11 protein-coding genes and 2 pseudogenes are annotated in these 13,766 nt (G+C 71.5%); 4 read left to right on the top strand and 9 right to left on the bottom strand.

All coding sequences use genetic code 11. The annotated features are described in order from the left end of the window. Nucleotides 1-33: 33 nt before the first annotated feature. Together ACZ418_RS01965 and ACZ418_RS01970 are read left to right on the top strand one after the other, a co-directional pair. Nucleotides 34-1,173: a serine hydrolase domain-containing protein gene (locus ACZ418_RS01965; protein WP_468355451.1), complete on the top strand. Its 1,140-nt coding sequence runs from the start codon at nt 34-36 to the stop codon at nt 1,171-1,173. 151 nt (nt 1,174-1,324) lie between these two features. Continuing rightward, a complete protein-coding gene (locus tag ACZ418_RS01970) occupies nt 1,325-2,692 on the top strand; it encodes a glycosyltransferase (RefSeq protein WP_468356848.1) in 1,368 nt (455 codons plus the stop codon). Here the strand turns inward: ACZ418_RS01970 and ACZ418_RS01975 are convergent. From ACZ418_RS01975 to pepN, 4 genes and pseudogenes are all read right to left on the bottom strand, one after another. Next, nucleotides 2,633-3,010: pseudogene (locus ACZ418_RS01975) on the bottom strand (GNAT family N-acetyltransferase); the annotation flags it as partial. The gene ACZ418_RS01970 and the pseudogene ACZ418_RS01975 sit on opposite strands and share 60 nt — an antisense overlap. 36 nt (nt 3,011-3,046) lie before the next feature. Then, nucleotides 3,047-3,856 carry an SGNH/GDSL hydrolase family protein gene (locus ACZ418_RS01980; protein ID WP_468355454.1) on the bottom strand — a complete coding sequence of 270 codons (810 nt, stop codon included), beginning with the start codon at nt 3,854-3,856 and terminating at the stop codon, nt 3,047-3,049. A gap of 171 nt (nt 3,857-4,027) precedes the next feature. Then, complete coding sequence (locus ACZ418_RS01985) at nt 4,028-5,065, bottom strand: hypothetical protein (protein ID WP_468355457.1); 1,038 nt, start codon at nt 5,063-5,065, stop codon at nt 4,028-4,030. Between the two features lie 207 nt (nt 5,066-5,272). Beyond that, a complete protein-coding gene (gene pepN, locus ACZ418_RS01990; RefSeq protein WP_468355460.1) occupies nt 5,273-7,852 on the bottom strand; it encodes an aminopeptidase N in 2,580 nt (859 codons plus the stop codon). Between the two features lie 139 nt (nt 7,853-7,991). Between pepN and ACZ418_RS01995 the strand changes: the two genes are divergently transcribed. Then, nucleotides 7,992-8,642: a mycothiol-dependent nitroreductase Rv2466c family protein gene (locus tag ACZ418_RS01995; RefSeq protein WP_468355463.1), complete on the top strand. Its 651-nt coding sequence runs from the start codon at nt 7,992-7,994 to the stop codon at nt 8,640-8,642. A 61-nt stretch (nt 8,643-8,703) separates the two neighbouring features. Here ACZ418_RS01995 and ACZ418_RS02000 read toward each other — a convergent pair whose 3' ends face one another. Further along, nucleotides 8,704-9,153: a DUF3887 domain-containing protein gene (locus ACZ418_RS02000; protein ID WP_468355466.1), complete on the bottom strand. Its 450-nt coding sequence runs from the start codon at nt 9,151-9,153 to the stop codon at nt 8,704-8,706. Between the two features lie 106 nt (nt 9,154-9,259). Here ACZ418_RS02000 and ACZ418_RS02005 point away from each other — a divergent pair, with 106 nt between their 5' ends. Then, the gene (locus ACZ418_RS02005) at nt 9,260-9,871 is read left to right on the top strand and encodes a histidine phosphatase family protein (RefSeq protein ID WP_468355469.1); all 612 of its coding nucleotides are present in this window, start codon (nt 9,260-9,262) and stop codon (nt 9,869-9,871) included. A 10-nt stretch (nt 9,872-9,881) separates the two neighbouring features. Here the strand turns inward: ACZ418_RS02005 and ACZ418_RS02010 are convergent, their stop codons facing one another. From ACZ418_RS02010 to ACZ418_RS02025, 4 genes and pseudogenes are all read right to left on the bottom strand, one after another. Next, on the bottom strand, nt 9,882-11,270 hold the full coding sequence (locus ACZ418_RS02010; protein WP_468355472.1) for an amino acid permease: 1,389 nt from the start codon (nt 11,268-11,270) through the stop codon (nt 9,882-9,884). A gap of 142 nt (nt 11,271-11,412) precedes the next feature. After that, nucleotides 11,413-12,312, bottom strand: coding sequence for a TauD/TfdA dioxygenase family protein (locus ACZ418_RS02015; RefSeq protein ID WP_468355475.1), 900 nt, complete (start codon nt 12,310-12,312; stop codon nt 11,413-11,415). A gap of 12 nt (nt 12,313-12,324) precedes the next feature. Then, complete coding sequence (locus ACZ418_RS02020) at nt 12,325-13,689, bottom strand: LLM class flavin-dependent oxidoreductase (RefSeq protein WP_468355478.1); 1,365 nt, start codon at nt 13,687-13,689, stop codon at nt 12,325-12,327. Continuing rightward, nucleotides 13,686-13,766, bottom strand: a pseudogene (locus ACZ418_RS02025) (sulfonate ABC transporter ATP-binding protein); the annotation flags it as partial. The gene ACZ418_RS02020 and the pseudogene ACZ418_RS02025, both read right to left, overlap by 4 nt.

Consider the following 13,766-nt stretch of genomic DNA (forward strand, 5'->3'; position numbering starts at 1 on the left):
CGACCGCACCGACATCACAGGTTGGGGGAAGACATGCGCGTACGCACGACCCTGGTGGGCGCCACCGCTCTGCTGCTCGCGGGAGCCCTGGCGGCGCCGGCCGTCGCGGCCACCGGCGGCAGGCCCGATGACGGGCACACCACTACGCGCAAGGCCGTCGAGGCCCTGGTCACGGCCGGTGTGCCCGGGGTGACCGCCACCGCGGAGGACGCCAACGGCGCCTGGTCCACCACCGCCGGCGTGGGCGACCTCGGCACCGGCAGGCCGCGCTCCACGGCCGACCGCTACCGCGTCGGCAGCATCACCAAGACCTTCGTCGCCACCGTCCTGCTCCAGCTGGAGGCGGAGGGCCGGCTGTCGCTGGACGACACGGTGGAGAAGTGGCTGCCGGGCGTCGTCCACGGGCACGGCCACGACGGCCGGCACATCACCGTACGGCAGCTGCTGAACCACACCAGCGGCATCCACGACTACACCGAGGACGAGGACTTCGACCGCGCCTACTTCACCGAGGACGGCTTCCGCCGGCACCGCTACGACACGCTCGTCCCACGCGAACTGGTGGCCGTCGCGATGCGCCACGGGCCGGACTCCGCACCGGGCGCGTCCTGGCACTACTCCAACACCAACTACGTGCTGGCCGGCATGGTCATCGAGAGGGTGACGGGACACTCGTACGCCACCGAGATCACCCGGCGCATCATCGACCCGCTGCGCCTGAGGGCCACCTCCCTGCCCGGGACGAAACTCACCGTCCCGCATCCGAGCAGCCGTGCCTACTCGAAATTCACCGACCCGAAGGGTCCGGCGTTCGACGTGACGTACCTCAATCCGTCGCTGGCCTCCGCGGCCGGTGAAATGATCTCGAATTCCGCCGATCTCGACCGCTTCTACGGCGCCCTGCTCGGCGGAAAGATCCTTCCGCCGCACCAGCTGAAGGAAATGAAGACCACCGTCGAGATCAAGGACTCCCGCTATCCGGGACGCTATGGCCTCGGCCTCATGGAAACCCCGCTGAGCTGCGGCGTTCAGGTGTGGGGCCATGACGGCGGCATCCACGGCTCGGTGTCGACGGCGATCACGACCGGGGACGGCCGGCATTCCCTCGCCTTCAATTCCAACGGGGACTGGGCCGGCGACGGGCGCCCGGTGGCGGAAGGGGAATTCTGTTAGCCACCGTTTCATCCACGTCATTCCGTGTTAACGCGGACGCAATCTCCGTGCCGCCTCATATCGGCTAACCCGCTTTGGACGGGGATGGCTCGATCTTCTCGATCATTTATGCAAGGCGGGTGGTCGCGTGCGCGCGAGGCACGGACTGCGTGTGCTCTCGGTCTACGAGGGCTTCTTCTCCGGAGGAGCCCGGATCGTGCACAGCGACGTCGTACTGGGACTGGCCGAGGGCGGCCAGTCCCACCAGGTGCTCAGCATCCATGGCGAGGTCCATCGCGAGGCCACCCGGCAGCGCATGGAGGACGACCACTGCTACCGGGCGCTCACCGCGGGCGGGGTCGGCGTCACCTCGCTCGGCCGCAGCGCGGGCCTGGTGGACGGCTCGCTCGCGGCGAACGTTTTCAGCGGGCACGAGCTGGCCGAAACGGCTCGGTCGATGGCCGGGGCGGATGTGATCCTCTCCCTGAAGGAGCAGCCGCTGGCCCTGCTCAACCAGGCCGGCCTGCCCCGCCGCCCGGTCGTGGTCTGTCTGCACCGCTCCGACCCGGAGAACCAGGGACCCGCGCTGGACGAGCTGAAGGCCGCCATCGCCGACGGCACGGTGGCCGCGTGCGTGTGCTGCGCCGAGTCCACCCGGGCCGCCTACGAGGCCGCCGGCATCCCGGGCCGGCTGCTGCACGTCATCCCCAACGGCGTCGACCTGCTCCGCTTCCGCCCGGACCCGGCCGCACGGCTCGCCCTGCGCGCCTCCCTCGGGGTCGCGGACCGGGCGCCGGTGGTCGTGTTCGCGGCCCGCTACGCCGCGATGAAGAACGTCCCCCTGCTGCTCCGGGCGGCCCGCGCCTGGCTGGCCCGGGAGGGCGGCGGGCACGTGCTGATGTGCGGTGCCGGGATGACCCCCGGCAACTCCGAGCTGCGCGCGGACCTCGACGACGCCTTCGCGGACGCGCCCTCCCTCACCGACCGGGTGCACCTGCTCGGCGTACGGCACGACATGCCGGCCGTCTACGCCGCCGCCGACGTCGTCGCCCTGACCTCCGTCTCCGGCGAGGCGGCGCCGCTGTGCCTGATCGAGGGCATGATGTGCGGCGCGGTGCCGGTGACGACCGACGTCGGCGACAGCGCGGCCATCGTCACCGGGCACGGCTTCGTCACCCCGCCGGACCCGGGCGCGATCGCCCTGGCCTGGTCCGCCGCGGCCGCCGGCCGCACGGAACTGGCCCCGGCCCTGGAGGCCGCCCGGGAGCGGTTCAGCCGCACCCGCATGATCGCGGCCTATGCCACCCTGCTCGACGAGGTGTACGCCTCACACGTCGGTGGGCAGCGGGTCGTGCCGCAGCACGCTGTAGGCGACGCCGTCGCGCCACCGCCCGTTCCGGAAGACGATGCCCCGCAGTACGCCCTCGCGGGTGAACCCGGCCTTCTCCAGGGCCCGCTGCTCGGCGATGTTCTCGGCCTCGGTGTCGGCCTCGATGCGCATCACGGGGGTGTGGGCGAAGAGGTAGCGGACGAGCTGTAGCTGGGCCCGGGTGCCGATGCCCCGGCCACGGGCCTCGGGCAGCAGCTGGGCGCCCATGTTCCAGCAGTAGGTCGAGGCCGAGACGACCACCTTCCGCCAGGCGACGAACCCCAGCGGCTCGGTTCCGGCCGTGACGATCAGCTGGCCGCCGTCCTCGCCGAGCAGCCGGTTCTCGGTCCAGCGTTGCCGGAACCGCCGTGGGTCGGCGTACCCGTACCACTGGAAGGGGCCGGCCGTCTCGGGCTCGCTGAGGAAGCGTTCCAGCAGGGGCAGATCGTCCTCGTCGACCGGGCGCAGGGTCACGGTTTCGGCAGCCATGAACCAGAGCGTAGGGCTCGGCCTGTCAGGACCCCGTCAGGAGACACGGTTGAGGGCCGGGAGGTAGCCGAGTGACTGGCCCGGTGCCGTGGGGTGGTACGACTCGGTGGGGGCCAGCAGGTCGACGCTGTGCAGCCAGGGGGTCGTGGAGCAGATCTCGTGGCCGGCGAAGGCCGCCCTGACGTCGGCGAAGGCGAACCCGTGGGCGGCGGCGCGGCGGGCGATCACCGCGTCGAGGTGGTCCACGCCGTCGTTGATGGCGGCGCGCGCGCTGTCCTGGAGGCCGACTTCGCAGGTGCCTCTGAGGTGGTACAGGTGCGGATAGCCGAGCACCACGACACGGGCGGCGGGAGCCCGGCCCCTGATGGCCGAGTAGAGCCGGTCGAGGCTGTCCCCGAGGGACCGGTCCACCGTGGCGCGGGCGGCGGCGACGGCCGACAGGCAGCGGCTGGTGCCGCCCAGTGCGCAGGTCGTCATGACACCGGCGAAGCCCGCGTCGCTGCCGCCGACGGTGAGGGTGACCAGCCTGGTGCGGGCGCCGAGCGTACCGAGCTGGCCGGACAGGACGTCGCTCGTCCGGGCGTGGTTGCACGCGGCGAAGGCGAAGGCGGCCACCCTGTGCGCCGAGGCCCACAGGACCGGGTACGCCCGGCTGCTGCGCTTGCAGTTGGTGCCGGTGGGCAGGTAGTCGCCGGCACCGAGCCCGGCGGAGTAGGAGTCACCGAGGGCCACGAAGCCCACGGCTGCCGTCCGGGGCGCCGCCTGTGCCGTCTCGGGGGCGGCGACGAGGCAGGCCGTGGCGAGCAGCAGGGCTGCCGAGGACGCGGCTGTCCGGGTGTGTCGCATACCTCTCATCTTTCGTGGCCCGGGCGGCGCCGCCCGGGAAGCTCGTCCGTTCGGGTGAACCTCCCCACAGACCCCGGTATATGAGGAGGGGCCACCGGAATCCCCCCGGTGGCCCCTCCTCTCCCCTCCTGAAGGCTCGCTGTGGCCCTCCTGATGCCTCCCGGTCCGTCACTACCGGGGGAGCACCACGACATACGCGGCCGGGTCGCGGTCCGCCGAGGCCATCAGGGCCGTGCGGACCACCGCCGCCTGCTGCTCCATCGCGTCCCTGAGCTTCTTCGGCGTGATGTACACGACCGTGATCCCGAGGCGTTCCAGGTGCTCGCGCTTACGGGCGTATTCGGACCAGAGGGCGTCCTCGTCCTGGCGGGGCGCCCGGGTGTCCAGCTCCACCGCCACCGCCTGGTCGGGCCAGTACGCGTCCAGACCGCCGAGGTGCGGGCCGCCGGGCAGCCGCAGGTCGACGTTCCAGACCGGGTCGGGCAGGCCGTACTGGCCGACCATCCGGTACAGCCGGTCCTCGGCGATCGAGCGGCCCTCCGCCAGGATCGAGTCCACCGCGTCCACCACGTGCGGGCGGTTCAGGAGCTTCGCCTGGGTCAACTCCCTTACCACCGCAGCCGGTTCGCAGTGGCCGCCGCGCACCGCCTCGGTCAGCAGCCGCCGTACCGCCTCCGCGTCCGTCAGCTCCGCCACCGCGTCCGCCAGCGCCCGCGGCACCGGTGCCACCGGCAGGCCCGTCACCGCGTCGGGCGTGGGCAGGGCGGGGGTGCGCAGGATGCGGACATAGCCCGTGGAGCGCACTCGCCGCAGGCGGGGGACCAGGACGTCGACGTGGTCCAGGGAGAGCAGCGGCGGAGTGGCGGAGAAGCCGTAGAGGGTGAGGGCCGCGAGGCCCGTGATCATCGCGTCGGCGTAGACCGGGCGGTGCGGCTCCTCGACCGTCGGCTGGGCCGGGACGCCGGGAGCGGACTCGCGGGCCGCGTACAGCAGCGCCCCGTGCAGACGCTCCTCGCTCGTCGGGGGGCCGGGGTGGAGGAGGGCCACGTTCGGCAGCAGCAGCTGCCAGGGTCCGCCGGGGCGGCACTGCTCGGTCAGCTCGGCCGCCGTCACTCCGTGGGAGCGGAGCTGGGCCGCCGTCAGAACGCGGCGGTGGACCTGGGAGAGGTGGCGGAGGGGGCGGGGGGAGAGCGGGGTGTTGTGCGTCATGGCGTCGGGATTCCCACGCGGGGTCCCACCTTTAACCCCTGTTACACAGTCGTCGAAAAATGCGGACAAGCCAGGACTAAAGGTCAGGTGTTCGGGTGCCGAGTAGCGACGGGAAACCCCTGGTCCGATCGGGTGCGGACCAGGGGTTACGGGTCACATTGACCGAATTCCGTAACGGTCACCGGCGACCCTAGCTCAGGCCAAAGGTCAGTCGCCGACGGCCGTCGCGTCGCGCTCCTGTGCGCGCAGCGCCCGCGCCAGGTCGTCCCGCGCCTCCAGCACCAGCCGACGCAGCGCCGGCGCCGCGTCCCGGTGCGCCGCGAGCCACGCGTCCGTCGCCGCAAGCGTCTCCGGCCGGTCCTGCAGCGCCGGGAACAGACCCCGTACGACGTCCATGCCGATCTGGATCGACCGCTCCCGCCACACCCGCTCGATCGCCGCGAAGTACTTCTCCGCGTACGGCGCCGTCAGCTCCCGCTGCGAGGGCTGACCGAAACCCGCGATGGTCGCCTCCACCAGCGCGTTCGACAGCGCGTCGGACTCCACCACCTGCGCCCACGCCTGCGCCTTGACCGCCGCCGACGGGCGCGCCGCCAGACAGCGGACCTGGTGGCGCTTGCCGGACGCCGTGTCGTCGCGGGCCAGTTCGGCCGCGAGGACCGACTCGTCGGCCACGCCGTGCGCCGCCAGCGGCTCCAGGAACGCCCAGCGCAGCTCCTGGTCCACCTCCAGGCCGTCGATGGTCTCCGCGCCGTCCAGCAGGCGCTTCAGCAGGGCGAGGTCCGTCTCGCCGGACGCCACCGTCGCGAAGAAACGCGCCCACGCCAGCTGGTGCTCACTGCCCGGCTCCGCCGCCTCCAGCTCCCGCAGCGCGCCCTGCGCGAGCAGCTCACCGCCGGTCGCCCGCCACTCGGGCGCCGCATAGTGCACCAGCGCCGAGTTCGCCCACGTGTGCAGCATCTGCAGCACCCCGATGTCGGACTCGCGGCCCGCGAACCGCAGCACCAGAGCGACGAAGTCCCGCGCCGGCAGCAGCGCGTCCCGGGTCATGTTCCACAGCGCCGACCAGCACAGCGCCCGGGCCAGCGGGTCGGTCAGCGCGCCCAGGTGCTCCTTGAGCGTCGCCAGCGAGGTGGCGTCGAAGCGGATCTTGCAGTATGTCAGGTCGTCGTCGTTGACCAGGACCAGATCCGGGGCCTCGGCGCCCGCCAGGTCCGCGACGACCGTGCGCGGCTCGTGCACGTCCGTCTCCACGCGCGCGTACCGCTCCAGCGCGCCCTGTGCCGTACGCCGGTACAGGCCCACCGCGATCCGGTGCGGGCGCTCCTCGGGATGCGACTCCGGCGCCTCCTGCACCACCGCCAGCTCGGCCACCCGGCCCTCGGCGTCCAGCAGCACCTGCGGCGTCAGCGAGTTCACCCCGGCCGTCTGCAGCCACGAACGCGCCCACGCCGACATGTCCCGGCCGCTGGTCTCGCCCAGCGCCGACAGCAGGTCGCCGAGCCGGGTGTTGCCGTACGCGTGCCGCTTGAAGTAGCGGCGGGCACCCTCCAGGAACGCGTCCTGGCCGACGTACGCCACCAGCTGCTTGAGCACCGAGGCGCCCTTGGCGTAGGTGATGCCGTCGAAGTTCAGCTTGGCGTCCTCCAGGTCACGGATGTCCGCCGTGATCGGATGCGTCGACGGCAGCTGGTCCGCGCGGTACGCCCAGGCCTTGCGGCGGTTGGCGAAGGTGATCCAGGCGTCCTTGAAGCGGGTCGCGCCCACGTTCGCGAACGTGCCCATGAAGTCCGCGAAGGACTCCTTCAGCCACAGGTCGTCCCACCACTCCATGGTGACCAGGTCGCCGAACCACATGTGCGCCATCTCGTGCAGGACGACGTTCGCCCGCGCCTCGTACGACGCCTGCGTCACCTTGCCGCGGAAGATGTACTCCTCGCGGAAGGTCACCAGACCCGGGTTCTCCATCGCGCCCAGGTTGTACTCGGGCACGAACGCCTGGTCGTACTTCCCGAACGGGTACGGGTAGTCGAAGTGGTCGTGGAAGAAGTCCAGGCCCTGCTTGGTGACCAGGAAGACGTCGTCGGCGTCGAAGTGCGGGGCGAGCCCCTTGCGGCACATCGCGCCGAGCGGGATCTCCAGCTTGGTGCCGTCCTCGAACACCCGCTCGTAGGAATCCGTCACATAGTGGTACGGCCCCGCCACCACACAGGTGATGTACGTCGAGATCGGCTTCGTCTCCGCGAACCGCCAGACCCCGTCGACCGGTTCACCCGCGCCGTTGCTCCACACCGTCCAGCCCTCGGGGGCCCGCACCTCGAAGCGGTACGGCGCCTTGAGGTCCGGCTGCTCGAAGTTGGCGAAGACGCGGCGGGCGTCGGCCGGCTCGTACTGGGTGTAGAGGTAGACCTCGCCGTCCTCGGGGTCGACGAAGCGGTGCAGGCCCTCACCGGTGCGCGAGTAGGCACACTGGGCGTCCACCACCAGCTCGTTCTCCGCGGCCAGGTCCTCCAGCGCGATCCGCGCGCCGTCGAAGACCTCGCCCGGGTCCAGGTCCCGGCCGTTGAGCGACACCGAGGTCACGCTCGGTGCGATCAGATCGGCGAAGCTTGCCGCGCCCGGCTCGTTGCAGCGGAAGCGGATCGTGGTCACCGAGCGGAACGTGCGCGGCTCGCCGTTCCCGTCGCCGACTGCGGACCTGAGGTCCAGGGACACCTCGTACCCGTCTACGGACAGCAGGGCGGCCCGCTCCCGGGCCTCGTCACGGGACAGATTCTCACCGGGCACGGACGGCACTCCCTTGTGATCGCGTGGATGAGGCTGAACAGGACCGATCCTGCCACGTGCCCCTGACAGGGGTCAGCAGGGAATGCGGCTCACGAGGACGTTGTTGAGACTTGAAAAGAGTCTTTCGCTGAGGAGAACCATGTCCGAGTCCGGCAAGACCCCCGTCGACTTCTGGTTCGACCCCCTGTGCCCCTGGGCCTGGATGACCTCCCGCTGGGTGCTGGAGGTGGAGAAGGTCCGCGACATCGAGGTCCGCTGGCACATCATGAGCCTCGCCGTCCTCAACGAGAACAGGCTGGACGAGCTGCCCGAGGAGTACCGGGAGATGCTCGCCACCAAGGCCTGGCAGCCGGTCCGCGTGGTCACCGCCGCCTGGCAGAAGCACGGCGACGACATCCTCGGCCCGCTGTACACCGCGCTCGGCACCCGCATCCACAACAACGGCGAAGGCGCCACCCTGGAGGCCGTCGCCGGCGCCCTCGCGGACGTCGGCCTGCCCGCCGACCTCATCGACTACGCCGAGCAGCAGGACTTCGAGTACGACGCCGAGCTGCGCGCCTCCCACAAGGAGGGCATCGAGAAGGTCGGCCAGGACGTCGGCACCCCCGTCATCGCGGTGCCCGGCCCCGACGGCGAGCAGATCGCCTTCTTCGGCCCGGTCGTCACCCCCGCCCCGAAGGGCGAGGAGGCGGCCCGCCTGTGGGACGGCACGCTCGCCGTGGCCTCGGTACCGGGCTTCTACGAGATCAAGCGCACCCGTACCAAGGGGCCGGACTTCAGCAACCTGTAGGCCACGGTCGGAGCAGGGGCCCGGTGCCGCTCAGCGCCGGGCCCTTCGCCCCGAGCGCTGATCAAGCGGGCATCGACTTCGGGATCGGTACGCCCGGCCTGAGGAAGAACAGGCCGGTGATGGCACCGGACTTGTCGAAGCTCACGCGGAACTCGCCGGCGCTCTTCGCCATGCGCAGGGGCACGCTCACCACGGTGAACCGGCCGGACTTGACGTCCTTGGGCTTCTGGTGCGACTTGTAGTGCCCGAACTGGTCCTGGTAGTTCTTCCACGACTCCTTGAGCCCCTCCGGCGGCAGGTGCTTGCGCATGTCCGCGCCGAAGTGGGCGGTGGCGGCCTTGTAGTCGCCCTTGACGATGTCGTCGAGCGTCTGCAGGGCGACGGTGTCGTTGTCGGGCGCGGCCTGTGCGGAACCGGCGGCCGGCCACGGCGCGGATGCAGCGAGGGCGAGCGTGGCCGCTGCCCGGACCAGCCGCCGCCTGCCGCCGCGTGCGATGTCTTTGTCGGACATGCGTTCATCGTGCGCCCCTCGCCCGCCCCTCGCATGCCGGACGCTCACCACCAGGGCTTTCGGCCCGCGAGGAGCCCGCGGTGAGGCCACGGGGACACCGCTGCCCATGACCTCCGTCACCCTGCTCCTCGCCCGCCACGGACAGACCGTCTGGCATGCCGAGAACCGGTACGCCGGAGTCAGCGATGTCGCGCTCACCGACACCGGGTACGCCCAGGCCGAGGCGCTGGGAAGGCGGGCGGCCGCGCATCCGGTGGACGCTGCCTGGACCTCGCCGCTGTTCCGGGCGATCGCCACGGCCGACCCCGCCTGCCGGGCCCCGGGTCTTACCCCGCACCGCGAACCCGGCCTGCGCGAATGCGACTTCGGGGTGGTGGAGGGCCGTACGCTCGCCGAGTTCGCGGCGGAGAACCCCGAGGCGGCGGACGCGTTCCGCGCCGACCCGGTGGCGCACCCCTTCCCCGGCGCCGAGGACCCCCGCGCGGCGGCCGGGCGCGGGAGTGCCGCCCTGCGCCGCATCGCCGCCGCCCACCCCGGCGGGCGGGTTCTGGTCGTCGCCCACAACACCCTGCTGCGGCTGGTGCTGTGCTCATTGCTCGGTATTCGGCTCCCCGAATACCGCCGGGTCTTCCCGACGTTGTGCAACGCGGCGGTGAGCGAGATCCGCGTCGACGGCGAGCACACCGCGCTGCTCTCGCTGAACGTGCCCTGCGGGTAAGGGGAACGCGTCAGCGCCTGGCGCGGACCCGCTGCCAGAGGTAGCCCACGACCGCCAGGACCAGCGTCATGCCGCCGGTGGAGCAGAGCTGGACGCGGGTGTCCGGCTCGCGGGCCATCAGGACGAAGATCGCGACCATGCCGGCCAGCGCGACCCAGGTCAGCCACGGGAACGCCCACATGCGCACGACCAGCTTCTCGGGGGCCTCGCGCTCGATACGGCGGCGCAGCAGCAGCTGGGAGACGGCGATGAAGATCCAGACCACCAGGATGACCGCGCCGATCACGTTCAGCAGCCACGGGAAGACGTCGTCCGGGCGCCAGTAGCTGAGCAGCACGCAGACGAACCCGAAGAAGCAGGAGGTCAGGACCGCGATCCGGGGGACCCCGCCGGACAGCTTGACCAGCGCCTTCGGGCCCTGGCCGCGCTCGACCAGCGAGTAGGCGATGCGCGAGGAGCCGTAGATGTTGGCGTTCATCGCGGACAGCAGGGCGACCAGGACGACCACGTTCATCAGCCGGCCCGCGCCGGGAATGCCGAGGTGGTCGAGCGTGGCGACGTACGGACCCTTCGCCACGACCTCCTGGGAGTCCCACGGGACCAGAGTGACCACGACCGCCATCGAGCCGATGTAGAACAGGGCGATGCGCCACATGGCCGTGCGGACGGCGGACGCCACGCCCTTGACCGGGTTCTCGGACTCGGCGGCCGCGATGGTGACCGTCTCCAGGCCGCCGTAGGCGAAGACGGAGGCGAGCAGGCCGATCAGCAGGCCCCGGTTGCCGTGCGGCATGAAGTCGCTCAGGTTCGCGGCGCCGGGGGAGTGCGTGCCGGGCAGCACACCGGCGATGGCCAGCACGCCGAGGATGAGGAACAGGCTGATCGCGCCGACCTTCAGCGCGGCGAACCAGAACTCGAACTCGCCGAAGTTCTTCACGGCGGCCAGGTTCGCCCCGCAGAACACCACCATGAACAGGGCCACCCACATCCACTGCGGGGTGCCCGGCAGCCAGCCCTGGACGATGTGCGCGGCGCCGATGCCCTCCAGGCCGACGGCCGTGCACAGCAGCACCCAGAAGGACCAGCCGGCGGCGAAGCCCGCCCAGGGGCCGATCGCCCGCTCGGCGTGCGCGGAGAAGGAGCCCGACGACGGGTAGGCGGCCGACATCTCGCCCAGCATCCGCATCACCAGCATCACCAGCAGGCCGGAGAGCGTGTACGCGATGACGATGGACGGGCCGGCGGCGGCGATGCCCGCGCCGGAGCCGACGAACAGACCCGCGCCGATGACGCCGCCCAGCGCGATCATCGACAGATGGCGCTGCTTGAGGCCGTGGGAGAGGGAGGCGCCGCCGTCCTGCTGCTGTGGCGGTGTCTCGGTGGTCGTGCTGGTGGGCATGGGTGCGGCTCTCCCGGACAAGGGCAATGGGCGGGCAAAAACCCCGTCAGTCTGGGCGGCCCGTCCGCTCAGACGGAGGGGCCGCCCAGTATCCGGACACCCTCTGTGCGGAGGGTGAGGGTCCGGTTACGCCGCCGCCCGGTTACGCGGCGGCCGTGAGCACCGGCGTGTAGTGCGAGGCATCGCCCTCGATCGAGTAGCTCTCCTTGCCCTCGACGCCGACCGGGACGTCACCGGCGACGGTCACCCGGTGCAGCCGGCGCGGCCGTCCGTCGTAGTTGTCGATGGCGTAGTGCTGGGTGATCCGGTTGTCGAAGAGCACCAGTTCGTTCTCCGCCCAGCGGTGGCGCAGGATGTTCTCCGGGCGGGTGACGTACGCCTGGAACAGGTCCAGGATCCTGCGGGACTCGCCGACCGACAGGCCCACGATCCGCTGTGCGAACCCGCCGATGAACAGCCCGCGCTCGCCGGTCAGCGGATGGACGCGGACCACCGGGTGGGCGGTGCGGTACGTGATGGACGTGAACTCGGCGCGCTGGGCGGCCTGCTCCTCGTCGATCTCCTCGTCCGGTACGGCGTAGTCGTAGTCGTTGGTGTGCTCGGCCCACAGGGTGTCGGCGAGGCGGCGCAGCGGCTCGGGCAGGTCCCGGTAGGCGGCGGCCGCGTTGGCGATCAGGGTCTCGCCGCCGTACGGCGGGATCGTGATCGAGCGCAGGGTGCTGGCCTGCGGCGGGTTGAGCACGAAGGTCACGTCGGTGTGCCAGTGGTTGGCCCGCCCCCGCTCGCTGTCCACGGGCAGCACGTTCGGGGCGCCGTCGACCGCGCCGACCGTCGGGTGCGCGGTGGTCAGGTCGCCGAAGTGGCGGGCGAAGGCCTGCTGGCCCGCGTCGTCCAGACCGTCCGCGTCGAAGACGAGCGCCTTGTGGACGTTCAGGGCCTCACGGATCGCGGTGACCTCCTCCGGGGCGAGCGGCCTGGTGATGTCGACACCGGAGACACGGGCGCCGATGCGTGCGGTGACTTTGGTGATCGCGAGGGACATGTGCGGGTCCTTTCAGACGAGGTCGGGCGAGGTCGGGCGAGGTCGGACGAGGGCTGCGGTGTGCTGGTTGGCGGGGCGGGGGAGGCCGTAGCGCTCCCGGAGGGTCTGCCGGGGGCCGTACGCGTGGCGGTACAGGCCTCGGGCGCGCAGGAGCGGTACGACGTGCTCGACGAACGCCTCCAGGCCGGAGGGCAGTACGGCGGGCATGATGTTGAAGCCGTCGGCGGCGCCCTGCGTGAACCAGGTCTCGATCTGGTCGGCGACCTGCTCGGGCGTCCCGGCGAAGGTGAGGTGGCCACGCCCGCCGCCGAGCCGCGCGATCAGCTGCCGGACGGTGAGCCGCTCGCGCCGGGCCAGCTCGACCACGAGCGTGTAGCGGCTCTTGGCCCCTTCGACGACGGACTCGGGCGGCAGGTCTGCGGGCAGCTGGGCATCCAACTCCAGGGCCCCGTGCGGGAGCTGGAGGAGGGTCTCCAGCCGGTCCACCCCGTGGTCGTACACGAGGTGGTCCTCCAGCAGCTGCTCCGCCGCCCGCGCCTCCGCCTCCGTCGAGCCGAGCACGGGCACGATCCCGGGCAGCACCTTGAGGTGCTCGGGGTCTCTTCCTGCCTGTGCCGTCCGGGACTTGAGGTCGGCGTAGAAGGCCTGGGCGTCGGCGAGGGTCTGCTGGGCGGTGAAGACGGCCTCCGCGTACCGGGCGGCGAAGGCCTTGCCGTCCTCGCTCGACCCGGCCTGCACCAGCAGCGGGTAGCCCTGGGGCGTACGGGGCACGTTCAGGGCGCCCGCGACGCTGAAGTACGTCCCCCTGTGCCGGGGCGGATGGATCTTGCGGTCGTCGCCCCAGATGCCGGCCGCCTTGTCGGCGACGACCGCGTCGTCCTCCCAGCTGTCCCACAGCTTGAGCGCCACATCGAGGAACTCGGCGGCGCGGGCGTACCGCTCGGCGTGCGCGGGCTCGGCGTCGAGCCCGAAGTTCCGGGCGGCCTCCGCGCCGGCCGTGGTGACGATGTTCCACCCGGCCCGCCCGCCGCTGATGATGTCCAGCGAGGCGAACTTGCGGGCCAGGTTGTACGGGGAGTTGTAGGACGTGGAGGCGGTGGCGATCAGCCCGATGTGCTCGGTGGCCGTCGCCAGCGCGGTCAGCAGGGTGAGAGGTTCCAGGGCGCCCGCCGGACGCTGGGCGAGGTTGCCCCACAGCTGGGGGCCGTCGGCGAGGAACAGGGAGTCGAAGGTGCCGCGCTCGGCGATCCGGGCGAGCCGCACATGATGCGTCAGATCGACATGCGCGTACGGATCGCTCTCCGGCAGCCGCCACGACGCCTCGTGGTGCCCGGTGTTCATCAGGAACGCGTTCAGATGGAGTCTTCTCCGTGTCACCGATGGTCCTCCGTGACGCCGAGTGCGGTCAGCAGTCGTTCGCGGTACTCGCCCAGGACCGGCTCGCGGTAGGAGCG

The organism is Streptomyces sp. NPDC030820 (assembly GCF_055572075.1).